Genomic DNA, 24232 nt, shown 5'->3' on the forward strand with positions numbered 1-24232 from the left:
CATGCATCTGAATCAAAATGATGAATTAGTTGCAATGAGGAAGTTTTATTATACAGGTTGTTGAAAAGGAATTATATAGCGCATAAAATTAGAGAGGAGAATGACAGGGGTTAAGTCACTCTCCTCTCTTTTTCCGATATATCGTACTGCAGTACTGCTTTTAGTTATCACAGATTGGATTTATATTTTTTATGAAACCGATTAGAAACCGATTTGTGTTCTGATACCGTAAACAAAAACGTTATCTTCGGCAGTGTTGCCGCCATAAGTATTGCTTAAATACTGCAATGAAGGCGTTATTATGACATGTTCATTTATTGCAAAAGCATAATAAACTTCCGTATTTATCTCGCTGCCGTCTTTCTCAAGAAAGCCTGCATCGTAAATGTCTCTTGACGTATTGGCATAACCACATGCAATGCCTAAAAGATCATTGTCTCTTGACCATGATACGCCCGAAAACTGTACTCCTATGCTTGCGGCAATTGAAGAAGGTGCATAAAAGAAATCATAATCATCGTTAACTCCATCTCCATCGGTATCTATTTCATATAACACACTAATTGATGGATCTCTGTAACCGAATCTTGCAAAAATGCCTATGGTTTCGGTTATTTTCTGGTCTGCGCTTATTCCAAAACCTGAAACACCCTCTTGAAATTCATTTTTGTTAACATTTGAATATGCTAAATTAGCGTCATTATTATTCCAATAAAATATTCTGTAATTTCCAGTTTCATTCGGCTTAAACGCCAGCTGTACTGCGTTAAAACCTTTGGTATCAAAATGAGATAAATCGCTGTTTGTTTCAAGGTAAGAATAAGAAAACTCTATCTGTTCTATCGGAGAGTAAGTTACATTTATCCCGAATTTAAAATAATCTACAGGATATACTACCAAAGGATTTAGAACAAAAGCATAATTTAAAAACTGTGACGTTTCGTCATTGGCATATGCATTTTGGTCAAAATAAAGAGCTGGATTTAATCTTCCTATAGTTATAGAGAGTTTTTCGTCAAAAAGTGATTGTTTATACCACAATTCAGCCACGGTCAAAGTATTTTGGGTGTTCCATACATCGCCGTTAATGCCGTTGGTATATGACCACACTCCAAGACCGTCTCCCTGACCCGCTATAAGATGGGAGAAAATATGTGCGCCGTTTCCTAAATCTTTTCCTATGGTCAAGTCAAACGAATATGCTAAATCGTTTTGGACTTTACCATCTTCACGTGAATTGACTTTCGGAGTTCCCTGTAAAATTATTGTTCCGTAAGCGCTTATTTCAAGTCCTAACTTGTCTGCTACGCTGTCTTCCTGAGCTATGGCTATGTTTCCGCCTGCAATAACCAAAGCGGCTGTCAATGCTGCTAAAAGTTTTATATTCATTTTTTTATCCTCTTGAATTAGCGTCAAAAAACGCCATTTGATTTTTTCTTCAAGAGGTTGTATACTCTAATCTTACCGGAGAAAGAGCACAACCTCTTTTTCTGTGAGCCGCTAAATGCTGTAACATTTAGCGGTTTTTCTTTTTTAACTATATTGTCTGCAAGCCGTGCGGCTTTTTAATATTGGCGTTTTTTATATTCCGGCTCTTGCACCTTCTATAGTTCCAGTTTCAAGAGCCAGCAGATGGTCAGCCCATTTTGCTGCCCAATCTCTGAGTTGTGAAACCGTAAGCGGCTGCGGAGCTTTTGACACTTCATGAGCCGCTATTTTTTTTGCAAGACTCAAATATACTTGCGACTGAGCGGAATCGGGAGCTGCTTCTATGGTTGTTTTGCCCTGAAGTTCGCTTTGCGTAACCGTTACCGAACGCGGAACGTATTCTACAACCTGCGTTTCTGTCTGCTTTACGAAATCGTCTATAATATCTTTTGCATAAGGCTTATTGATTGAATTTGCTATAACTCCTCCAAGCAAAGCGCCGCCTGCATTTGAATACTTTTTTATTCCGTTAAACAAATTGTTTGCCGCGTATATCGCCATAAAATCCGATGATGAAACCGTAAAAACGTGTTCCGCTATTCCTTCTCTTATAGGAACGGCAAAACCGCCGCATACAACGTCTCCCAAAACGTCAAATATCACATAATCCAAATCAAGTTCTTCAAAAACATGCTGCTGTTTAAAAAGTGAAACTGCGGTAGTTATTCCTCTTCCGGCACAGCCAACGCCTGGCGCTGGCCCGCCAGCTTCAACGCAAAATATTCCATTATATCCTTTAAATATTACATCCTGTGCTTTGACATTGGGTTTTTCCCTTAACGTGTCAAGAACAGTAGGTATATATTTGCCTTCGCGAAGAGTATTTGTAGAATCGCTTTTTGGATCGCAGCCAAACTGCATTACCTTATATCCAAGCGTTGATAATGCCGCGCTTATATTGGATGTGGTAGTTGATTTCCCTATACCCCCTTTTCCGTAAATCGCAATCTGTTTAATCTTTTTAGACATTTTACAAAACCCCTTTTTTGAAAGTCATTTGTTCTTTGTTTAGCATTATATTTGACGCATTCGCGAACTGCAAAAATGTGTTTTTCCCAACGCTTCTTTAATCGTTCCAAAAAATTCTATCGGAATTATTCCTTCTTCTTCCAACTCCGCTTTTATCCAAATGCCTATTCTTGCGACTATCACATAACTGCAATCGTATAAAAGTTTTATGATATTTTCCAAATTTTCCGCCGTATGCCCGTTTTGGCCGCACATTCGGTCGGACTTTCTTATTTCCACTTGTTCATATTTTTTTGTCTGATTATCCATATCTATTATCCTGAACGCTTTACATTTTCCAAAATGCGTATCGATAAATTCTCCATCGCTCGACGCTAAAGCTATTCTTATTTTTTCCATTTTACGACTTTTCCTATTAAACATATATGAAATATTTAGAAAAGTATAATAAATTTTTTTTACAATGTCAATAAAACATATATGGTTTGAAATTACATATTTTTTTAAATTCTTTTATTGAGTTTTTTTACCGCTATTCTTCCGGCAGTTTGAACCAACTGCACGATTATTACAATCAATATTACTGTAAATAACATCACCGAAAGTTTGTAGCGGTAATAGCCTATTCTTATGGCAAAATTATCTATTCCGCCGTTGCAGCCGTCGAAAAAGACAGGAAGCTTATTGTAAGTATAACGGCGCTTCTTACAAGTCCCGAGCGCGCCTCGCGGTATAAAACTTTCCGAATAATTTGAAAACGGTATCAGTGAGGATTACAATTTTTGCGCCTTCAGGCAAATCTTTAATATTTTTATAATTTAAAGAAAATAACCCCGACCTGTCGGTAAAAACCGAAAAAGCCGGCACAATATGTCCTTTATGCGTTCTGTTAAATTCCGTAAGTGCGGTCGTATGCTGATGATAATTTGCAAACACTTCGCTGCGTTCTAAACTCTCGTTTAACTGCACACCGCTGATAATTCTGTAATCCAGTTTATAGCCCAGTTTTTCTACCTCTTTTGCCCAAGCTTTTGCTGTATCTTCATAGACTTTCAAATTCGTTACGGCAAGTTTTATAATTTTGTCATAGTTCTTATCTTTTGCGTAAGACGGCTCAAAAAACGCTGTTCCTGAAATCAGAATGGCTGACAAGACGCAAAGCGGGTGCAATTAAATATAAACGATTCTATTTTATTCATTTTGTTTTCTCTGTTATTTTTTAAGCGGTAAAACTATGATAAGGCAAACATTTTATCCATCTAATGTTTTATAAATTCGTAAGTTAAAATGTTTGCCTGCTGCATTCGATTTTGATTGGATTTGTTAATGTGCGATAAGAAGATATGCACAAACGTGTATGCGTCTGCGATAGTTTTGAAAATATTGTTGCTGAGATTTTTCAGATATTTTTTTGCATATTTTATCCATGCGAAAAAGTTTCCATCTGTCTGTCATAAAGTTTTGATGACAAATCGGTTTTGCCAGGAATTCCACAGGCATCTGCGCGGCAGTGTTTGCAATGATAAAAAACTTCCATAAAATCGTGCGCGGCTTTTCTGGCTTTTGCCAAATCGCCGCAGTCCGGCGCTTTAAAATCTTTAAATTCGCCCTGCGGTATGAGTGGAATAATATTGTAAATATTTGCGCCGGCTGCTTTTACGGTTTTTGAAATTTCCGCTATGTGTTCGCCGTTTATTTCAGGTATTAACACGGTGTTTACTTTTACCGCTGCACCTAGTGCGCTTATTTTTTCTATCCCTTCAAGCTGGCTGCCTATTAAAATTTCCGCTGCGGTAATACCCGTAAGTTTTACGCCGTTATAAAATATATGAGAAACTATTTTATCGAGTATTATGGGGTTTACCGCATTAACCGTGACAGTAACGCTTCTCACTCCCGCATCGTGCAGATCCTGTGCTTTTTGCGCAAGAAGCAGTCCATTTGTACTTATACATTTTATAAGTTCCGGGTGTTCTTTGTTTACCAACTCAAAAGCTTTTAACGCATTTTCTGTGGCAAGAGTATCTCCGGGTCCGGCTATTCCTACAACCGTGATATCTGGACACAACTCAAGAGCTTTATTTACTATGCCGAGCGCTTCTTCGGGTTTTAAAATTTCTCCCGTAACGCCCGGTCTTTCTTCAGTTTTATTCAAAGTACGGCTGCAAAACCTGCACTGTATATTGCATGAAGGACTTACCGGAAGATGAAGCCTTCCATACTTATTATGTGCCGCCGCGCCAAAACACGGATGCAGCCGGCTTATTTTTAAGTCCTGAGTATTATTTTTAATTTCTTTACCTAGCGGCATATTTTTTTTCCTTTAATAATCGTTAAGTGATTTCATAAATGTTTTTTGACAAATATCTGTCGCCGCGGTCAAAAAAAATTACAACTATATTTCCGCTTTTTATTTTTTCCGCGGTTTTTCTTGCGGCCGTTAAGGCGGCACCTGTTGACGTTCCCGCCAAAACTCCCTCTTTTGCCGCCAACTTTCTTATTTCGGCAAAAGCTTCAGTGTCGGCCACTTTTATAACCTCATCGATAAGCGATATGTCGAAAGCTTTCGGCATAAAAGTGTTTCCTATGCCTTCAATCGCGTAGCAGCCTGCTTCGCCGCCGCCCATTGTCGAGCCGTATGGATCGGCAAGCACGCCTTTTACGTTTTTATTTTTTGATTTTAAATATCTTAAAACTCCGCTTATGGTTCCACCGCTTCCGGCGCCGGAAACCAGATAATCTATTTTTCCGTCTAAATCTTCGTAAATTTCTTTTCCGGTGGTTTCATAATGCACTTGCGGATTTGCCGGATTTTTAAACTGGTCGAGGCATACCGCATTTTTATTGTTTTTTACTATTTCTTCCGCTTTGTCAAAAGCGCCCTGCATTCCTCTTTCATACGGGGTATTTACTATTTCAGCTCCGAGTGCGCGCATTATAGCCTGTTTTTCAAGTGAAAATTTCATCGGGACAGTAAAAATAACTCTGTATCCTTTTCCTATAGCGGCCAAAGCTATTCCTATCCCCGCGTTTCCGGCAGTCGTTTCGACTATAATGCTTCCCGGTTTTAAAAAACCGTTTCTTTCGGCAGCCGAAATGACTGCCGTTCCCATTCGGTCTTTTACGCTTCCTCCGGGATTTAAAAGCTCAAGCTTGGCAAAAACGTTTACACTTTTTGGAAAATCCATATTGTTTAATTTTAATACCGGCGTATTGCCGATTAATTCTCTTATATCATTATAATATTTCATATTTCGTTCCCGCGTTAAATTCTGCTTTTCAAAAATGCCTGTTTCAAATCTTCAACTACATCCTTTTTATCTTCTATTCCTACTGACAGTCGTATAAGATTGTCGGTTATGCCTATTTCCTCTCTTATTTCTTTAGGGATGCTTGCATGCGTCATGCTTGCCGGGTGGCATATAAGAGATTCTACTCCGCCGAGACTTTCGGCAAAAGCTATAGTTTTAAGATTTTTTACAAAATCGTTTAGGTTGTGTTCTTTTGACAGAAGAAAAGAAACCATGCCGCCTGCACCCGCCGCCTGTCTGTTATGAATTTCGTATCCTTGAAAATCTTTGAAACCCGGGAAAAACACTTTTTCAGCACTTCCAGAACTTTTTAAAAAATCCGCGGCGTATTGTGCGTTTTCAATATGTCTGTCAATTCTCACGCCAAGCGTCTTTATGCCGCGCATTAAAAGCCACGAATCAAAAGGCTCAAGTATAGAACCTGCGGCATTTTGGAAAAATTTAAGCCTTTCTGACAACTCTTTGTCTTTTACTACGGCAAGCCCTGAAATAACGTCGCTGTGGCCTCCGAGATATTTCGTTGCACTGTGTATGATAATGTCAGCTCCCAAAAGAAGCGGTTTTTGAAGATATGGCGTCATAAAAGTATTATCGACTATCGTGAGTACGCCGTACTTTTTTGCTATTTCGGCAGCCGCTTTAATATCGGTTATGGTTAGAAGCGGATTTGCCGGCGTTTCGATTACCGCACCTTTGACATTTTTGTCTTCTTTAAGTTTTTCTTCGAAAATTTTTAAATCGGTAGTGTCCACTATTTCGTATGAAACGCCAAAATTTTTAAATATTTTGTCCAAAATTCTAAACGTCCCGCCGTACACGTTTTGCGAAATAAGAAATTTATCGCCGCTTTTAAAAAGCATGATTACTGTAGTCAATGCGGCAAGACCTGAGGCAAAAGCAAAACCTTCGACGCCTTCTTCAAGTTCTGCTATAAGCGCTTCGAGAGCTTTTCTCGTCGGGTTTCCTGAACGCCCGTACTCGTAGCCCGCTTTGGTTTTTCCGAGTTCCGTCTGCCTGAAAGTAGTCGTCTGATAAATCGGTATGCTTACAGCTCCTGTAGTTTCATCTTCGCTTATTCCGCCGTGAATCAATAACGTATTTATGTTTTTAGCCATTTGTTTTTTCCTTTTTGTTTTCTTCTATTATTGAATCTAGAACTTCAATTATTTTTGCATTTATTTCAAATACTCTTAAATTCTTTTTTATCATGTATTCCGCTGCGCTTTGTCCTATTTTTGCCGAGAAAACTGCATCGCAGTCTTTCAGCAGTTCATATACTTTTGCAAAATTTTCATCATTGTGACATCGTTCGGCATTTCGTTCGAACCTTCTTTTTTCAGATAAAACGACGTTGTCTCCATTGATTTCATAAATATAAAACATGTCCGCCATTCCAAAATGCTGGTCAACTTCTGTTCCATATAAAGACGCAAATGCAACTTTCTTAAACATAAAACCCCTTTTTATTCTTTTGTTTTTTTGCTTTGAGCATCCTATTTCAATTATTAACCCTATACACCGCAGCTTGCTGCGGGGAACATAGTTGTCATTACCGCGAAAATGGGAATACAAGTTTAAAAATGGATTCTGGCTTGGAGGCCGCAATGACAACTGATACTGCACAGCAAACTGCGCGGATGTTCGTTACGGTTTTGTTTTGGCAAAACCACTCTTTTGCCTTTTTTCGTAATAGTGGTTTAAATTCCGCTTTTGACGATGGCTTGTTCTATGTCTTTGATAATATCTTCTGCGTCTTCTATTCCCGCGCTGAAACGAAAAAAACCATTATGGAATTCAGGAGGATAAAGATACTGCCTTTCGTCATTTTTTCCCAGATAAACTATAAGGCTTGTGTCATGCCCTAAAGATACCGCAGAGGTTATGACATGCAGGTTGCTTACGAATTTATTATGCACATCGTGGTCCGCTTTTAAAGCAAAAGACAAAAGGCCGCCAAATCCCGGACTCATTTGTGCCGCGGCGATTTTGTTTCCTCTGTGGCTTTTTAATCCCGGATAAGAAACGAAGCTTACTGATGGATGATTTTCAATAAACTGTGCGATTTTTAAAGCATTTTCGTTGTGTTGTTTCATTCTCAAAGGAAAAGTTGACGCTCCTCTCATGATAAGCCAAGCGTTAAAAGGGCTTATCGTTGCGCCAAGATTTACCTGCGACTGCTTGCGTATAATATCCAAATATTCTTTTCTGCCGCTGATGCTTCCGCCCATAGCGTCGCCGTGTCCGTTGATATATTTTGTAAGGCTTTCTATGGAAAAATCTGCGCCCAATTCCAGCGGTCTTTGATTATATGGGGAAGCTAAAGTATTGTCCACGGAAAGCAAAGAGTTGTTTTTATGAGCTATTTTTGCAATGGCTTTTATATCGGAAATGGAAAGCGTCGGATTTCCGGGCGTTTCGATGTGTATAAGTTTGGTATTAGGTTTTACTGCAGCGTGTACGGCCTCCAAATCTGATGTGTCTATGATGGAAGTTTCAATTTTAAATTTATTGTTGAATAATTCATTTAACAGTCTGTAAACCGCTATATATGTTATGCTTGAAAAAATGACATGATCGCCGCTTGTTAAAAGGGAAAAAAACAATCCTGACAAAGCCCCTGCGCCGCTTGCAAAAACTATGGTGTCTTCGGCATTTTCAAAAGCCGAAATTTTTTCCTGCAGATACTGCTGATTTGCGCCGCCGTTTCGGGTATATAAATTTTGTCCCGCATCGCTCCAGTTTATATCTGTCGGGTCATACGGAAGTTCATAACTGTTTGCCATAGTAATGGGACGCTTCACAGCTTTTGTATCTTTGTCAACATCATTGCCCGCATGTACCGCTCTTGTATGAATCCCGAATTCTTTACCATAATTTTTTATAGTCATATAAATACCTTAGTAAACATATATGTAATATTTAAATAATATGATATTATTAATTTATTGTCAAGTAAATGAATATCCCAAATTCAACTTGCTAATGCAACACTTACTGTTGTTTGTGAAAGCAAACCTCTATTGCTTGTTGTTAAGTTTTTAAAGACAAAGGAAGTCGTTGCCGCAGGCAGTGTCGTTTTTTATTGAAAAGAAAGCCGTCTGTGTGGATAATAAAAATTCAAGGAAGCAGAACATAACAAAATAGCAGTAGTGCTAAACAAAGGAATAGCGATTAATGGAATTGCGTGGTGAAGGGGCAATAAGCCGTGAAAACAAAAACAGATCCCAAGAGTTGTATAATGCAGTTAAAAAAAACTAAATTAATAAGGCAATAGAATAGGTAAAGAAAAAATAAATGAATGGTGTAAGAAGTGAAATAAGACACGTTTTTCCCAGCCTATATGCCATGTCATCAAAGCGCTCCAAACAGTATGTCTAAATGCATCATTCTCACTATCTTCACTATTCTTGCCAAATCTATCAGTTTTTACTTTCCAAGCTCTTGCACCATCCAAGAAAAAATAAAATATCGTTTCCTTATTATCTTTAAGGTTATCATAAAATGACTTAAAGTCACCTGTATTATCTTTTCCTGATACTAAAACACCAATGTTGTATAAAGTAAAAAACAATTTATCCAATTCGCTCAGAATCTCATCTTCATACTTTTCATGTTCTTCAAAAAACTTTGGGAAATCAAATTCTATAGGCAGTATCGGATGGAAAGGGTCTAAAAACGCCGTACAGTCTATTGCTATCGGATATTGATTAATATTAATAAATATTATTTTTGTACTGGAATAATCTGAACTTAAAGTTTGGGTAAAAACATCATAGCCGTCAGCTTTGATAGGAGCGGTATTGTCTATAAGTTTTGCTTTTACGGCAATGTTTTCGATATTTTTTACATACTCTTCATAGGTATGGGCGTTGCCCTTTACCAGAGCAACAGCATCTTTGACTTGATTGTACAAAGACACCTGCGTTTTTGCAAACTTCGTCAGCTGAGACTTTACTTCAGACTTAATTAAATTGTTCACTTTCATATAAGACATAGTGTCCATTTTCAAAAGAAAAGCCTGCTGATGTGTCGGAAGGTCTTCAAATTTAACATTATTTTGCAAATTCCATAACAGATGCTGTTTATTGACAGCTTCTATTTCTTTTCCAGAATTGGTATATGTCATAATTTCTTTATAAAGGGGTATATCAGGAGATTTTTTCCTAAGCACAAACTGTTCTTTTCCCGCAGGAGCGCCTCTGCCATGATTTAAACAATACGAGTTGAAGTTTAATGTAGTTTTACTTTCGGCAGGGACTGTAAAAGAAATTTCTTTTCTATTAAACTTAATGCTTTCAAAGATTTTCATTTGTTTGCCTAAAAGTTCAAGGCGGTTTAAAATATCTTCATATTTGCTTTCGGGAATATCTTTATCCGATAAGATTTTATTGAGCGTTTTAATTTCTTCAAGAAATTGTTTATGACTACTCCTGCAATGCCGGCGTTTTCTCCGGTGCGAGCCTGTTAGGTAAAAAAACCAATTTTGTCGAACATGAATTTAAAAATAAACAGACACAAAGAAGTAAAGAAAATATTTTACCGATTTTTTTCATTTTAACCTCTTATTATTAACCCTATAGCCGCGGGCTTGCCACAGGTCACCTCTTAGCTGTCATTCCCGCAGGTCTTTAGCGGGAATCCAAGTGATGCACAGCGTCATCACTGAGAGTTGTAATCTTGGATCCAAGCTGAAAGGTAAAACAGATTACGACTAGGGATAGTAATGACAACTGATACCGCACGCTGAGGTTCATTTTTAGTTTATACCCTCCCATAAAAATTTTAAAATTCCCTTTTTATAAGATTGCCCTTTGCACAAAATGCTTTGTCCTTAATAAGGTTTGACGTTATCAAGTATTCGTTTATCTCATAAAAATAAGATTTATAGAGACATCATATTATAAATTATTCAAATTATCAAACGTCTGTATGCCTGTTCATCAGGCAAAACACATGAAAGGAAAAGATAACTAATAAAAAGTTGGAATATTTTTACAAAATTGATATTTGCATAGAAAAAGGAAATATAAAAACGCTTTTATAATTATCGCAATTTTATTGATATAAATAAAATTTTTGGGAAGCAAATCGATATAGTTACCACTAAAGGAATTGACAATAGCTTTAAAAAATCAATAAAAAAGGATTTGATTGAAATTTATGGTTGATTTTTCAAAGGATATAGCCATAATAAAAAATATAATAAAACATTGCAAAAATATAGCTTTTTCGCAAAAGCGTTTCGGCAATGATATAAAATATTTTTCAAAAGATGCAGAACAAAAGATTTAGCCGATATTGAAATGTTGACAGAAAAATAAATTTATGAAAAACATGGACAGGTTTTAAAAAAGGGAATAAATATATTTTTTTCTGTGCAAGAAGCTAATCGCTTAAGTCAGAGAACAGAACCTCCATGCGGTTTGATTTGCGGAGGTTCCGTTTTGTTTTGTTATTTGAACTTTGTCATTATGCGTATGCTGCAAGAGCGGCATTATAGATGTCTTCGATTAATCTCAAGCCGCCTTTGTAGCCTATATAAGGCGTCGTAAGGATAAGTCTGTATGTCGAAGGGTGTCCTATGGATATAAAATCAAACTGTTTTTCTTTAGCCAGCTCTTTGTCCCAAGCGCCGCCTAAAAGCGCGCCGCGTCCGTTATGATTTGCTTTGCGTATAATTTCCTGTGCTGTTCCACCGTCAGGCTCAAAATATATTTCTATTTTCTTTTTATTGGAAATCGTCGAAGCTATATCCAAGATTTTTTGATGTTGTTCTTCGGGAGTTTGTTCCATAATAAAAAGTTCTTTTGGGACAAGTCCTACTTCGTGAAGCAGAAATTTTGCAGCTCCCAAAACGTATCCGCTATCGCTTAAAATATGGAAATAGTTTGGCAGTCCGTATCTGAATTCGAGTAAAAAAGTTGCCAGATTGTCTATTTCTTCGTAAAATGCTTTTTCTTCGCGTAGAATGAAATCATTTGCTTTTTGTTCGTCAAGTTCTGTGCCTGCCTGCAAAGAGTAGGCAAGCAGTTCTTTTAAAAATTTTGTCGTTTCATTTGAACCTATCGGGAAGTATGGAAATTGAAAATAAGGCTGATTGTATTTAGATTTTAAATTTTCGGTTATTTCCGCGCCGTACCAAGGCGAAATCAAAATGTTAAACAATGCATGCGGAATTGTTTTCCATTCGGCTATGCCTTTAGAATAAGGTCCGAACAAAATATTTGCTTTTAAGCCTATGCCTTCAATCAGCCGTTTTATTTCTTCGAGATTTCCTTTCCAAAACGGGTCTTGGTACGGAAGTGAAGCAAAAACATTGACAAGTTTTTTTTGTTTCTGCACAGTTTTATCATAGACTTTGTCTATATATTGGTCTACTATGGCGTTTACTACAAGGCTGTGCGATTGATAGTTCGTATATTTAAAACCTGCGGTGTCAACATAAACGACAGGCTTTCCATCGTCGGCAAATTCTTTTACTACGGAGTTCACATCATCGCCGACTATTGCAGAAGTGCAGCCTGTAAGCACCACCTGCAGCTGCGTATCAAGAACTTTATATGTATTGTTAATAATCTTTTTAAGTTTTTCCTCGCCGCCAAAAACGACCTCACTTTCGGTAAAATTAGAGCAGGGCGAAGTGCTTCCCCCTGCATAACCTGTTGACCTTTCAAAAAATCCCTGAACCATAGTTCCACAACCCGGCCCGGAATGAAGTATTGGCACGGCTTTAGGTATTGCCACTACAGTCTGCATTCCTCCTATAGCACACATAAATCTTTGCTGTTCAATAAGTTTTGACATTTTTTGTTACCCCTTTTTATGTTTCAATGATAAGAACCGCATCAATAGTCCTTATGCTTTATTTTTGCTTAGATACATGCCCAGCAATCCTGCAGACAGCAGTCCTTGCAGAGAGACGGAAAATTAGAATGGCAGCAACAGATTCTGCGATTTTGCACAGAATGGCAAACGAGGCTGTTGTCAACTTTCTTTCCTGCATGCCATCTCAACCCTGCTAGGACAAAACCTTAGCAGACGGAAATTCTTAGTATCATCTATAGCAGTTATCTATGTGTCCAATTTTTACTTTGGTATTACCTAATTTCTCAGCTTATGTCTTTACTCTTGCCCCAAAAAATAATATGGATTTGTCTGTTCGAACCACCATTTCGAGTATGGATTAATTGTATGTTTTTCCAGATTTTTTACAAACTCGTCGTTTTCTATGGTTTCGAAAATCCTTTTTCCGTAATTGACTATTCCTTCATATCCCATGGCAAAATGTTCGTCTTCTATTAACAGCGAAGGTATTCCGAGTTTTGCTCCCCACAGAGTAAGTCCTCCGTGTCTTGCAAGCAGTATGTCCGGACGAACTCTGTTTAAAATGTTTACCAGCTCAAACTCCTGTTTATTGCAGACATTGTAATTGGGAATATCGCCGTGATTGTTTACTGTATTTTGCAGCACATCGCAGGCAACACTTTCATTGTCATAAATCGGGTCATGATGAAACATTGCCGCTCCTATAGGTTCTATGCCGAGCTCTTTTAAAATCGCAAGCAGCGAATGCCCGTGAGCCGCTCCCGTAGTGACGTAGGCAGTTTTACCTTTAAGTTTTTCTTTTATTTTTTCAAGTTCTGGTACCCATCTTTCTTTTTCCTCTTTTATAAATTGTTCGGACTCTTTTTCTTTTCCAGTTATTTTGCCTAAAGCGCGAAACCAGTTGTCCGTCTGTTTTATGCCGTAAGGCGGAGCCACTCTGATTTCAGGAACTCCGTACTCCTGTTCCAGAGCTGCGGCAAAATAAGAACCAAGCGTCGGACATATTTGAACCGTAGCTATTGCCTGTGACGAGGTTCCGATACTTTTTACTGTAGAGTACGGCGTAAGATAATTCGGCCGCAATCCCAGCCGCTTAAACCATTGAGTAAAAACGTCCGAACCCCAGAAGTTTATAATGTTTACCAAATCGTTTTGCTTTGTATCTGTTTTTTTGATAAGTTTTCTGGCTATCGCGTGATAACCAGCATCAAAGCCCGAAGTCCATATTTTAGAACGGAACCCTTCGCAAAAAATCGGCACTACTGGTATGCCTATTTTTCGTTCGGTTTCGTCGGCTATTCCTGCTACGTCATCTCCGATAATGCCCGAAGCACAAGTGGTAATTATAAAAATTACGTTTGGTTTTATTCTTTCGTACACTTCTTTTATTGAAGCGGCCAGTTTGACATTACCTCCGTAAACCGTGTCCGATTCTTCCATATTAGTAGTAAAAATACGCCTGTTGCCATGACTTTCAATATTGTTTCTTACGTCTGAGTTAACTTTATAAGTAAAAGAAAACATAGTAAGACAGCCCGTACAGCCTACAGGACCATGACTGATAACTACGCCGTCCTGAATTAAAGAAACCGTACAAGCTGCAATCATCGTGGAACAGCCGTTGCATTGGCTGAAACTTCTTTTTTTATCTTCAAGCGTCCCATTTCTTGCCTGCGTTACAAGCTCTTCTGCTGTCCCGCCAAAACCTGTAATAGATCCCAGACGGTTTTCTCTTACCTGCACTTCCGCAGCGTTTAAATTTATTTTGCTCATAAAACACCTCTTGTATGCCGTCGGTTATTTTATTTAATATTCCTTGTCATGTTTACCAACCTTACATCAATGAATATCATCATAATAGATTTTATTTACAAACTCTTCGACATCCAAATCTGCCGGCAAGTATCCGAGGGCTTTTATTTCGGTTACGTAAAATCTTATGTCGTCTTTCGTAGAATGCTGTTTTTTACCGTTATGATGATGAGCATCATAAGTGTATGAAACCAACAAATCTTTTATAATTTCATTTTGGTCTGTGGAAATATATTTTTTGTCTATATCTATTTTGGCTGCTTCTTCAGGATTTGCAGCTATATAGTCCGCGCCCTTTCTGTAAGCTTTTACGAGACCTCTTATCAATTCCGGCTTTTCATTAATCAGCTTTGTCGGAGCGTAGAGGAAACAGCAGTATGCATCGTTTAAAACTGGGTCGGTAGCCTGATCCGACAAAAGTTTATATCCCTCTTTTTTTACCGCCAAAATTGCAAAAGGATCCCATGAGACAAAAGCATCAAGCTTATTTTTTTCATATACAAGATTATACGTGTCCGGCGGGAAAACAAGCCATTCCACGTCTTTCACCGGATCGATTCCATATTTTTTGAAAATAATGCTGGCGTATATATGGTCCGCGCTTCCGACGGCTTCGGAAAGTCCGATGTTTAACTTTCTTCCCTTAACTTTTTTTAAGTCGCTTACGGTATTGTACGGAGAGTTAGGTGCAGTAAGAAGTTTAACACAGCCTTTATGCGTCCCTGCCACTACTTTAATATCCAGTCCCTGATATATGCTTATAAAATATCCAAAAGCTTCTGTAGCTACTGGAAATTCGTTTTTTTGCAGTCCGGCTTTTGTAACTTCAGCGTCGCCAGCCACAAGTTCCACATCTATACCTTCATCGGCAAAAAACCCTTTTTCATATGCGATAAAAATCGGGGAATCACATGCAGCACTCGAAATTTCAGCTATCGCCCTTATTTTTGCTTTCCCTAGAGGAAATTTTTTTTTGTATGCTTCTGCTTCAGTCTTACTCTGACATGATGACAACGCGCTTATGCTTAAACACAGAACAAATGCCAAAAATGTTCTTATTATTTTATTATTCATTATTATTATCCTTTGTTTTTATTATTGAAAATATGTGCTGCGCAATTACACAAAAATGCAAAGCTTCGCATTCGGATATTTTCAATATTAAAGAATTTAATAATTTTTGACATGTTTTCCTTTTTTACGTTCTTCATTATCCTCATTTGGTATTATCGGTATCTTTGTTATTTCCCAAAAACAAGTATGGATTCTGTTGAAACCACCATTTTGAGTACGGATTGTGAACGTGTTTTTCCAGATTTTTTACAAACTCGTCATTTTCGATTGTTTCTAAAATTCTTGTGCCGTATTTCACTATTCCTTCATATCCCATTCCATAATGTTCATCGCCTATCAAAAGCGATGGTATGCCGAGTTTTGCACCCCATAAAGTCATTCCGCCGTGACGCGCCAAAAGAATGTCGGGCTTTATTCTATTTAATATATTTACAAGCTCAAATTCCTGCTTATTGCATACGTTATAATTTTCTATGTCGCCGTAATCGTTTACGATATTCTGCAAAGTGTCGGACGATTCGGCTTCATTGTCGTATAACGGGTCGTGATGAAAGATAGCCGCACCTTTAGTCTGCATGCCTAACTCTTTTAACAGTGCAAGCAGCGAATGTCCATGCGAAGCTCCTGCAGTAACATATGCTGTTTTACCTTTGAGGCTGACTCTTATTTTTTCGATTTCCGGAATCCATTTTTCTTTTTGCTCTTTAAGAAAAATTTCTGCTTCTTTTTCTTTTTCGGTCATTTTTCCGAGTTCCCTAAACCATCTGTCCGTCTGTTCAATCCCATATGGAGGGGAAATTCTTATCTCCGGAATTCCGTACTCCTGTTCAAGCGCAGCCGCAAGATAAGAACCGAGCGTCGAACATATTTGTATGGTAGCTCTTGCTTGCGAAGATTCTCCGATTTGCGCTACCGTCGAGTACGGTGTAAGATAATGTGCGCGCAGCCCGAGTTTTTCAAACCATTTTGCAAAAATATCCGAACCCCAGAAATTTACTATATTTATCAAGTCAGGCTGTTTTCTATCTGTTTTTTTAATCAGTTTTCTTGCTATGCCGTGATAGCCTGCGTCAAAGCCAGAAGTCCATATTTTGGAACGGAACCCTTCGCAAAAAATAGCGATTACGGGAATGCCGAGTTCTGCTTCAGCTTCGTCCGCTATTCCACCGACATCGTCGCCGATTATCCCTGCCGCACATGTAGTGATTATAAAAATGGCGTTCGGTTTTACGCGGCTGTAAACTTCCCTGATTGCCGAAGCGAGTTTTTGATTTCCGCCGTAAACCGTGTCGGACTCTTCCATATTGGTGCTGAAAATTCTTCTCTGCATAGGATTTTTAATGCCTCTTAAATATCCGTTTACCCTGTAGGTAAATGCATATTCCTGAAGACATCCGGCGCAGCCGACGGGTCCATGACTTATGGTTACTGCATCCTGAATCAAAATTGTCGTACATGCTGCATTTGACGTTGAACAGCCGAGGCACTGGCTAAAAGATCTATTTTTATCCTCTAAAATTCCTTTTCTGGCACTGTTTACAAGCTCTTTTGCCGTTCCTTCAAACCCCGTGATGGACCCAAGCCTATTTTCGCGCACTTGTACTTCCGCAGCTTTTAAATTAACTTTTGACATCTTAATCCCCTTTTAATTGTAGATTTTCTTTTGTAATTTACAATTAAAAGCTGTTAGTTAATATCCATTTCCTAAAACCCCTTTTGTTAAATATGACCCAATACCAGCGCGTCTTAAATTTTTATTTGGCCGTCTTAATAAAATTTGCAATATCGCCGGCGACTTCTTCACCGAGTCTGTTTTCCCAATGCGTGTTGTGGCTTGCACCTTCTTTTTTTATAAATACTATATAATCCGAACCAAGATTTTCTATGAGATTAAGCTGGTCTTTAATCGTAAAGAAAGTATCCTGTGTTCCCCAGATAATTGCCGTTGGAACTTTTATTTTGGAAAGATTTTCTCTATTTACGACAATTCCGTTAAAAGCGTTTACCCATGCGTAAAGCGGAAGCTTTTTTGCGTTTTCAAAAGTTTTTTTGATAAAAACAGGATCATAATTCGAAGATGCAGTCCAATCCACAAGAAAATCGTCGGAAAACGATTTTAGTTTGTTTATTCCCGGAAATTTTTCATCGCCTTCAAGCAGCCAAGCCAGAGTTTCATTTCCTTCCAAAGATGCTGTGGAACCTATTAAAATAAGTGAAGAAACTTTATCGGGATTTGCAGCCGCAAGGCTCTGCGCTACGAAACTTCCCAAAGAATGTCCTGCTATATGCGCTTTTTTTATTTCAAGTTTGTCCAGCAAAGCGTTTATGTCTGCTGCATGCTGCTGCGTTGTATAAAAACCTTTTTTTGGTTTATCGCTTTTGCCATGTCCGCGCAGTTCGGGAACTATTACGTAAAATCCGGATTTTTCCAAAATCGGTGCAGCCTGTGAAAAAGAAAGATAAGTGTCTGTCACACCGTGAATTAAAACTACGGGCGTATTTTTTTTATCTCCCAAAGTTACGTATGCTATATTTATTCCGGTGTTTAATTTCGCAAAATTGTACTGCGGTTCATAAATTGCAGCGTTGTCCTGCGCATACGCATTGGTAAATACGGTAAAAAAAAGTATTGCCGAAAAAATGGCTGATGTTAATAATTTTAATATTTTCATTGTTTTATCCTTTTTATTTTTTTTATCTGTATCAAATGCTGTATTCCGGTTCAGGAATAATGGAAGCCAGATGCAGCTCTTCGAGAATAATTTTTCTCAAAGATATAAACGCGTCGTTGTTTCTATCCCTGTGGTCGCCCAATTTTACGTCTATGATTTTTCTTATTTTTCCGGGCCTTGATGTCATGATGACTATTCTTTGGCTGAGTGCTATGGCTTCATCAACGTCATGCGTTACGAAAGCCATAGTAGTTTTCATGGTCTTCCATATTTTTATAAGAAGCGTCTGCATTTCTATGCGTTTAAAGGCATCTAAAGCAGCAAGCGGCTCATCAAGAAGAAGAATTTTCGGCTCGTTTATCAGCGCTCTTATAATCGCAACGCGCTGCGCCATCCCTCCTGAAATTTCATGTGGGTATGACTTTTCAAAACCGTCCAGCCCTATCATTTTTATATATTCGCCGATTTTATCTTTGTTTTCTTTGTACACTCCGCGCGCTTTCAGCCCTATGGCGGCGTTTTCTTCTACAGTTTTCCAAGGAAAAAGCGTGGGCTGCTGAAAAATGTATCCGCGTTCATGGTCGGGTTTTTCGATTACGTTTCCCTGAATGCTCAACCTTCCGGACTGAGGTCCGTCAAGTCCGGCAATGAGACGCAATAAGGTAGTTTTTCCGCAGCCGGATGGTCCTATGAAAGAGATAAACTCGCCTGAATAAAGTTCAAGACTTACGTTTCTGAGAGCATATACTTTATGCCCGAAAGAATCTCTGTATATGCGGTTTACGTCTTTAATCGTTATTATGGATTCGCTCATTTTAAAATACCTTTCTGCCAGCGCAGCAAATAATTTCTAACTATTCCTATGGCAGCTAAAATTATGGAAAAGGAAACGGCCATAATTATTATCGCGGCGTACACTTTGGAATAAACTGACCATCCTTTAGCCCAATTTATATACCAGCCGAGTCCCGCTTTTGCGCCTATCATCTCCGAAACGACCAATGTTGCAAAACATAAACTCGTAGCCGTAAGAATTCCCATAAAAATATTTGGTACGGCGTTCGGAATAGCTATGTGAAACAATAAATATTTTTCACTAGCGCCTAAAGTTTTTGCAACTTCGAAATAACTTTTCGGCGTTGACGATATTCCACCCGCCGTCATGAAAGAAACCATAAACCACGAAGCTATGAAAATAAGAAATACCCCGCTTGAAAAACTGTTTGGAAAAACCGCAATCGCAATCGGTATCCACGCTACTGCCGGAATCACTCCGCTGATTTTTATTACCGGAGAAAGCCAGTAATCCCACTGGCAAAACCATCCGATTAAAATTCCGGTAAATATTCCCGAAATGCTGCCGACTATAAGACCCACAAAAAACAGACGCGTGGAAAACAATGCGCTTATCAAAAGCATTTTATAATCTTTCACCATAACGTCCGTTATCTGAAGCGGTCCCGGAAAAAAAGGGAGTGGAAAAATTCCGCTCTTTGCCGTCAAAAAATCCCATACGGCAAGCGCTATTCCGGTCGCAAATATGAACTGCGCATTATGCAGCAATTTTCTTCTTAAAGTAATAAACTTTGAGGAAACGATGTATAAAATCGTAAGCGACACGATCATAATTGTCAAAAATATTCTGTAAGGCGCAGGATTTACAGTTTGTTTGAAAGGCATGAAATAATCAAACGCCAAAGCCGCGGCAAACGATAAAACCGCAAACAAAAACCAAAACTTGGATTGAGGTTTCCAAAATATGCTGTTGTCAAAATAAGGTATGTCTTTTTTAAATTTTTTCTTCAAAATAAACCACCGACGGCAAATAATGATTTGTTTGCCACCAGCCTAATTAAATTTAAGCCGGCATTTCTGTTTTTTAATGCGAACTGCCGTGTTTTTTAATGCCCGCAAGCTCAAAAACGTCTACATAAGTGTCATCTATGAATTTTTTGGTATTGAGATCTTTGGGCAGATACCCCGTTTTCTTTAATTCGTCTGTAAAATAATACGCATCTTGTTTTGTAGTATCCTCATTGTTTATGACATTATGTTTATGTCCGTACTTGTAACTTATAAGCAGTTCGGCTACAAGTGCAGGATCGTCGCCCGGCAGATAATCTTTTTCGACAGCGATTTTTGCAGCTTCTTCGGGATTGTCAGCTACCCAATCGGAGGCTTTTTGTAAAGCGGTAAGAATTGCGGCTATACGTTTTGGCTGTTCCCTGATTTGTTTTCCAGAAGCGTAGAGGAAACAGCAGTATTTGCCTGCAAAAAGCGGATCGGTTGATATATCCGTTATTACGCGGTATCCGGCCTTTTCGGCAAGCGTCGCATACGGATCCCACAATGCTACCACATCAAGATCACCTTTATCAGCTACAGAAATAATTTGGTCCAAAGGATACGGAAGCCATTGCACGCCTGTAGTTGGATCTATATTTGCATTTGCCAAAACAACGCTTGTTACCGCCATGGGCGTTCCGCCGATCTCATCGACTCCTATTCTTTTACCTTTAAAATCTTTTGCGCTTTTAATCGGAGAATTCTTCGGTACCAATACTTTTATACAGCCTTGATGCAGTCCTCCTATAATCTTTATGTCCAGACCTTCGTTTACTGATGGGAAAAACTGGAAATCTCCATTTGCTATCGGGTATTTTCCGCTTGCAAGACCGGCTTTATTGGTTTCAAAAGTTCCGCTTACAAGTACCGCATTTATCCCTTCATCGGCAAAAAAGCCTTTTTCATAAGCTATATAGAAAGGCGTTCCGCAGGCACCGCCGCCCAAAGCTTCAATTTCTATGGTCCCGTGAGGGAACCTTGAATCCGCTTTTTTTGCGCATGCCGTAAAAACTCCGAAAAATACCGCGATACAAACACTAAGTATTGCCGCAAATTTAAACATTTTCATTCTTTCTCTCCTTTATGTTTATGATTTAATCCGGCATATAACGGAAATTTCCGTTATATGTCGTTTATCTTTGTAAAAAATCTAGACCAACTTCCTGCCTTTCACTAAGTTTCTAAACTTCTGATTTTATAATCATTCATGAAGTCTGCCTGCTGCAAGGCTGGAAATGTTTACTTTTTCGGCGTTATGGCAAAAACTCTGCTTGTAAAACCCGTACCGTTTTTAATATTTGGAAAAGTGACAAAAACGATTGAACCCGTAGGCGGAACTTTATCTAAATTTCTTAAAAGTTCGACGTTAAGTCTGTCATTTTGTAAAACGTATCTCTCTTTTACAAAACCCAGTTTTTCTCCTGCGACCGCCGAATCAGTGTCAGGCGTTTCATGGCCTATTACCGCCACATTTCTATCTTTTATAAGGTACTGCAAAGCTTCCAGCGACCAACCCGGATAATGCGAAACACCTTTTTTATCTTTATTTTCATATTCCGCTGCACTGCGTTTTGACCAATCGCTTCTGAAAGCCACAAAAGAACCTTCGGGAATTAATCCATAGCGTTTTTCAAAATCCAAAATGTCTTGTTTTGAAAGTTCGTAATCCGGATTTTTTGATGCTTCTTTTGATTTGTCTATTATGATAAGTTTATAAGCAAGTTCTTTCACATCGGTATAATCGCTTGCCAGCTTATGCCCTTTGGCAAAATGGCCGGGAAAATCAGTATGAGTGCCATATTGACCCGGCAGTGTGTAAAGTGAGGACTCAAACCAATCATCCGTATTTTCAAAAGTGTATTTTGCTGTCACAAGCAAAGGATCAAATCCGTGCCAGTGTGGAGTCTCAGGACTTACTTCAAAACTTAAATCCACCCAGTTATAATCGGATTTAAGCGAATCGAGTTCCTGCCATAAATTTTTGTTTGTTTGAGCGTACGACTGCGTCAAAACTATTGCCGCTATTGCCGCAGCGGCAGCTAATGATTTTAATATTTTCATTTTTTATTCTCCTGCAGGTCCGCAAACTATTTTGCGTTTTTTTGATTGTTAAAATTATCCATTATTTATTTTTGCGCTATTTAAAATGAGCGTCGCATTCGAAAAATACCTGTTTTATTAAATTCTATTTTGTGCATTTTATTTGTCCTTTACTTTAATATTGTGCCGTTTTTTGAAAAGCCTGTTCCAAATCCGCAATTAAATCGTCAGGATCTTCAAGACCGATAGAAAGTCGTATAAGATTTAGCGGAATTTTTGCAAGAGCCAAATCGTCATCGGTAAGTTCTCCATGTGTAACTTTAAACGGATCTATGATAAGCGATTTTGCATCTCCCAGATTTGCCAGATAAGTAAATATTTTTAAAGTGTCTATAAATTTCTGGCCGCGTTCCTGTCCGCCTTTTATTTCAAAAGACAAAATGGAACCCGCTCCTTTAGGAAAATATTTTTTTGCAAGTGCGTTATATGGGCTTGATTGAAGCGTTGGATGGTTAAGTTTTTCAACATATGGGCTTTTTTCAAGATATTTAAGTATCTTTTTTGTGTTTGCTATGTGTTTTTCTATTCTTTCCGAAAGGGTTTCTATGCCTATTAAAACAAGATAAGCATCAAAAGGGCTTAAGGCTGAACCGAAATAATTCAAATAGTCCATTCTTGCTTTTCCGACAAAAGCTATATCACCGAAAACTTCGAGATATGAGCGGCTGCTGCCTCCGGCATCTCTGAGCGTATAATGCTTCTTATGAAACTGGGGGAATTTTTCTTTACTCCATTTAAATTTTCCGCCATCTACTATAAGCCCTGCTATAACATTTCCATGTCCGCTTAAAGCTTTTGTCGCGGAATAGATGACAATGTCTGCTCCATGCTCGAAAGGATTAAATAAATAAGGGGTAGCTACAGTATTATCTACTATTAAAGGGATGTTGTGTTTATGCGCAAGTTCCGCCAAAGCGGAAATATCGACAAGTGTACTGTTGGGATTACTTATGGATTCCACAAAAACAGCTTTTGTATTAGGTTTTATTTCTTTTTCCAATTCTTGAATGTTTTCTATATTTTTTGAAAAATCGAATTCAATTCCAAAACGCGGAAGAATCGATTTATAACTGTCGAAAGTACCGCCGTAAAGATATGGGCTTGTAAGTATTCTTCCGCCGTTTTCCGCAAGAGTAAATAATGTATAAGTTATGGCCGCCATTCCAGAAGATAAAGCAAGAGCGGCGGGCGCACCGTCTAAAGCTGCTGCTCTTTTTTCAAGAACGTCAACAGTCGGATTATTGATTCTCGTGTAAAGCCAGGCATCTTGCTGATATGTTACTATTCTGTTTGCTCTTTCTGTACCGCCTAAATCATAAGAAGTCGTCTGATAAATAGGCACGGAAACGGCATAATTGTGATCTTTCGGATTATAGCCGGCCCTTATTTTTAAAGTATCAAATTTCTGTTTATTTTCTGACATTTTATATTCCCCTATTTTTTATTTAATGTGCCTTTGATATGCTTTTATTTAAACAATTCAAGCGAAGCGAAAACTCTCAGACAATCATCTATTAAGATTCCTATATCGCCAGAATAAATTGAACTTATATCATAATTTCTTTCGATTTTTTTATAATTTTCTTTTTTAATGCTTATTGCATAGTTTCTTAAAACTTCATAATATGTCGTTTTTATATTTTCCATTTTATACCTCTTTCGCGGACTGAATCCGGCGGTTCTTTACCTCTGTGATTACAAAAATAAACTAATGTTAAAAAAAGAAAGTACTATCCGCGCATTCGTCTACATGAATGCATGAGGTTTTGTGAGAAGTGTATAGAGATGGAGTTTAATGTGTTAAAATTATTCATATTAATTATATATGTTTTATTTTAAATAATTTTAAAAAATATTTATTATTCTGTCAAGTATTATTTTTTTAATATATATATGTTTTATAAAAAATATATGTAAAAAAATAGATATAAAATTATTTGTCGTGGTATTTAGATTTTAAACAATTGCTTTTTTGCTATATAATAGATGTATAGATTTATCAATAATTATTGATAATAGCTGTTTTTGAGGATATAAAATTGACATATAAGCTTGTGGTATATAAATCCGACAGATGATGGGATTGATTATTGAGGCAGGGATAAATCATAAAGCTGCAAAATTGAAAGATTACAT

Annotated in this window: 21 protein-coding genes; all 21 read right to left on the reverse strand. The window is 38.0% G+C overall.

The window, feature by feature from the left end; genetic code table 11:
• Positions 1-201 precede the first annotated feature (201 nt).
• The gene (locus LBD46_08705; protein MDR2427237.1) at positions 202-1389 is read right to left on the reverse strand and encodes a carbohydrate porin; all 1188 of its coding nucleotides are present in this window, start codon (positions 1387-1389) and stop codon (positions 202-204) included.
• 192 nt (positions 1390-1581) lie between these two features.
• Entirely contained in the window at positions 1582-2457 is an 876-nt protein-coding gene (gene nifH, locus LBD46_08710) for a nitrogenase iron protein (GenBank protein MDR2427238.1), read from the reverse strand.
• A 45-nt stretch (positions 2458-2502) separates the two neighbouring features.
• On the reverse strand, positions 2503-2856 hold the full coding sequence (locus tag LBD46_08715) for a hypothetical protein (protein MDR2427239.1): 354 nt from the start codon (positions 2854-2856) through the stop codon (positions 2503-2505).
• Between the two features lie 306 nt (positions 2857-3162).
• On the reverse strand, positions 3163-3609 hold the full coding sequence (locus LBD46_08720) for a hypothetical protein (protein ID MDR2427240.1): 447 nt from the start codon (positions 3607-3609) through the stop codon (positions 3163-3165).
• Positions 3610-3877: 268 nt separating this feature from the next.
• Positions 3878-4768, reverse strand: a complete 891-nt coding sequence (locus tag LBD46_08725; GenBank protein ID MDR2427241.1) for a radical SAM protein — start codon at positions 4766-4768, stop codon at positions 3878-3880.
• Between the two features lie 22 nt (positions 4769-4790).
• Positions 4791-5708: a cysteine synthase family protein gene (locus LBD46_08730; protein MDR2427242.1), complete on the reverse strand. Its 918-nt coding sequence runs from the start codon at positions 5706-5708 to the stop codon at positions 4791-4793.
• Positions 5709-5722: 14 nt separating this feature from the next.
• Positions 5723-6883, reverse strand: a complete 1161-nt coding sequence (locus tag LBD46_08735; GenBank protein ID MDR2427243.1) for a PLP-dependent aspartate aminotransferase family protein — start codon at positions 6881-6883, stop codon at positions 5723-5725.
• Positions 6876-7220: a hypothetical protein gene (locus LBD46_08740; GenBank protein MDR2427244.1), complete on the reverse strand. Its 345-nt coding sequence runs from the start codon at positions 7218-7220 to the stop codon at positions 6876-6878. The genes LBD46_08735 and LBD46_08740 overlap by 8 nt, the downstream gene beginning before the upstream one ends.
• Positions 7221-7465: 245 nt before the next feature.
• Positions 7466-8656: a PLP-dependent aspartate aminotransferase family protein gene (locus LBD46_08745; GenBank protein MDR2427245.1), complete on the reverse strand. Its 1191-nt coding sequence runs from the start codon at positions 8654-8656 to the stop codon at positions 7466-7468.
• Positions 8657-9027: 371 nt separating this feature from the next.
• Positions 9028-10077: a hypothetical protein gene (locus tag LBD46_08750; protein ID MDR2427246.1), complete on the reverse strand. Its 1050-nt coding sequence runs from the start codon at positions 10075-10077 to the stop codon at positions 9028-9030.
• A 1160-nt stretch (positions 10078-11237) separates the two neighbouring features.
• Complete coding sequence (locus tag LBD46_08755) at positions 11238-12572, reverse strand: hypothetical protein (protein ID MDR2427247.1); 1335 nt, start codon at positions 12570-12572, stop codon at positions 11238-11240.
• A 318-nt stretch (positions 12573-12890) separates the two neighbouring features.
• The gene (locus tag LBD46_08760) at positions 12891-14366 is read right to left on the reverse strand and encodes a hypothetical protein (protein ID MDR2427248.1); all 1476 of its coding nucleotides are present in this window, start codon (positions 14364-14366) and stop codon (positions 12891-12893) included.
• A gap of 66 nt (positions 14367-14432) precedes the next feature.
• On the reverse strand, positions 14433-15479 hold the full coding sequence (locus LBD46_08765) for an ABC transporter substrate-binding protein (protein MDR2427249.1): 1047 nt from the start codon (positions 15477-15479) through the stop codon (positions 14433-14435).
• A gap of 142 nt (positions 15480-15621) precedes the next feature.
• Positions 15622-17112: a hypothetical protein gene (locus LBD46_08770; protein ID MDR2427250.1), complete on the reverse strand. Its 1491-nt coding sequence runs from the start codon at positions 17110-17112 to the stop codon at positions 15622-15624.
• 121 nt (positions 17113-17233) lie between these two features.
• Positions 17234-18151: an alpha/beta hydrolase gene (locus LBD46_08775; protein MDR2427251.1), complete on the reverse strand. Its 918-nt coding sequence runs from the start codon at positions 18149-18151 to the stop codon at positions 17234-17236.
• A gap of 31 nt (positions 18152-18182) precedes the next feature.
• On the reverse strand, positions 18183-18965 hold the full coding sequence (locus tag LBD46_08780; GenBank protein MDR2427252.1) for an ABC transporter ATP-binding protein: 783 nt from the start codon (positions 18963-18965) through the stop codon (positions 18183-18185).
• A complete protein-coding gene (locus LBD46_08785; protein MDR2427253.1) occupies positions 18962-19957 on the reverse strand; it encodes an ABC transporter permease subunit in 996 nt (331 codons plus the stop codon). The genes LBD46_08780 and LBD46_08785 overlap by 4 nt, the downstream gene beginning before the upstream one ends.
• Before the next feature lie 73 nt (positions 19958-20030).
• Positions 20031-21065 carry an ABC transporter substrate-binding protein gene (locus LBD46_08790; protein MDR2427254.1) on the reverse strand — a complete coding sequence of 345 codons (1035 nt, stop codon included), beginning with the start codon at positions 21063-21065 and terminating at the stop codon, positions 20031-20033.
• 170 nt (positions 21066-21235) lie between these two features.
• The gene (locus LBD46_08795) at positions 21236-22057 is read right to left on the reverse strand and encodes a cyclase family protein (protein MDR2427255.1); all 822 of its coding nucleotides are present in this window, start codon (positions 22055-22057) and stop codon (positions 21236-21238) included.
• 154 nt (positions 22058-22211) lie between these two features.
• Positions 22212-23519, reverse strand: coding sequence for an aminotransferase class I/II-fold pyridoxal phosphate-dependent enzyme (locus tag LBD46_08800; GenBank protein MDR2427256.1), 1308 nt, complete (start codon positions 23517-23519; stop codon positions 22212-22214).
• A 44-nt stretch (positions 23520-23563) separates the two neighbouring features.
• Positions 23564-23743, reverse strand: a complete 180-nt coding sequence (locus LBD46_08805) for a hypothetical protein (GenBank protein MDR2427257.1) — start codon at positions 23741-23743, stop codon at positions 23564-23566.
• Positions 23744-24232: the final 489 nt, after the last annotated feature.

The organism is Candidatus Endomicrobium procryptotermitis (assembly GCA_031279415.1).
In the GTDB taxonomy this organism is placed as follows: domain Bacteria; phylum Elusimicrobiota; class Endomicrobiia; order Endomicrobiales; family Endomicrobiaceae; genus Endomicrobium_B; species Endomicrobium_B procryptotermitis.

Excerpts from the sequence above, each read along its gene's own strand:
- LBD46_08705 (MDR2427237.1), bottom strand. The coding sequence starts at position 1,389 with ATGAATATAAAACTTTTAGCAGCATTGACAGCCGCTTTGGTTATTGCA.
- nifH (MDR2427238.1), bottom strand. The coding sequence starts at position 2,457 with ATGTCTAAAAAGATTAAACAGATTGCGATTTACGGAAAAGGGGGTATA.
- LBD46_08715 (MDR2427239.1), bottom strand. The coding sequence starts at position 2,856 with ATGGAAAAAATAAGAATAGCTTTAGCGTCGAGCGATGGAGAATTTATC.
- LBD46_08725 (MDR2427241.1), bottom strand. The coding sequence starts at position 4,768 with ATGCCGCTAGGTAAAGAAATTAAAAATAATACTCAGGACTTAAAAATA.
- LBD46_08730 (MDR2427242.1), bottom strand. The coding sequence starts at position 5,708 with ATGAAATATTATAATGATATAAGAGAATTAATCGGCAATACGCCGGTA.
- LBD46_08735 (MDR2427243.1), bottom strand. The coding sequence starts at position 6,883 with ATGGCTAAAAACATAAATACGTTATTGATTCACGGCGGAATAAGCGAA.
- LBD46_08740 (MDR2427244.1), bottom strand. The coding sequence starts at position 7,220 with ATGTTTAAGAAAGTTGCATTTGCGTCTTTATATGGAACAGAAGTTGAC.
- LBD46_08745 (MDR2427245.1), bottom strand. The coding sequence starts at position 8,656 with ATGACTATAAAAAATTATGGTAAAGAATTCGGGATTCATACAAGAGCG.
- LBD46_08750 (MDR2427246.1), bottom strand. The coding sequence starts at position 10,077 with ATGAAAATCTTTGAAAGCATTAAGTTTAATAGAAAAGAAATTTCTTTT.
- LBD46_08755 (MDR2427247.1), bottom strand. The coding sequence starts at position 12,572 with ATGTCAAAACTTATTGAACAGCAAAGATTTATGTGTGCTATAGGAGGA.
- LBD46_08760 (MDR2427248.1), bottom strand. The coding sequence starts at position 14,366 with ATGAGCAAAATAAATTTAAACGCTGCGGAAGTGCAGGTAAGAGAAAAC.
- LBD46_08765 (MDR2427249.1), bottom strand. The coding sequence starts at position 15,479 with ATGAATAATAAAATAATAAGAACATTTTTGGCATTTGTTCTGTGTTTA.
- LBD46_08770 (MDR2427250.1), bottom strand. The coding sequence starts at position 17,112 with ATGTCAAAAGTTAATTTAAAAGCTGCGGAAGTACAAGTGCGCGAAAAT.
- LBD46_08775 (MDR2427251.1), bottom strand. The coding sequence starts at position 18,151 with ATGAAAATATTAAAATTATTAACATCAGCCATTTTTTCGGCAATACTT.
- LBD46_08780 (MDR2427252.1), bottom strand. The coding sequence starts at position 18,965 with ATGAGCGAATCCATAATAACGATTAAAGACGTAAACCGCATATACAGA.
- LBD46_08790 (MDR2427254.1), bottom strand. The coding sequence starts at position 21,065 with ATGAAAATGTTTAAATTTGCGGCAATACTTAGTGTTTGTATCGCGGTA.
- LBD46_08795 (MDR2427255.1), bottom strand. The coding sequence starts at position 22,057 with ATGAAAATATTAAAATCATTAGCTGCCGCTGCGGCAATAGCGGCAATA.
- LBD46_08800 (MDR2427256.1), bottom strand. The coding sequence starts at position 23,519 with ATGTCAGAAAATAAACAGAAATTTGATACTTTAAAAATAAGGGCCGGC.
- LBD46_08805 (MDR2427257.1), bottom strand. The coding sequence starts at position 23,743 with ATGGAAAATATAAAAACGACATATTATGAAGTTTTAAGAAACTATGCA.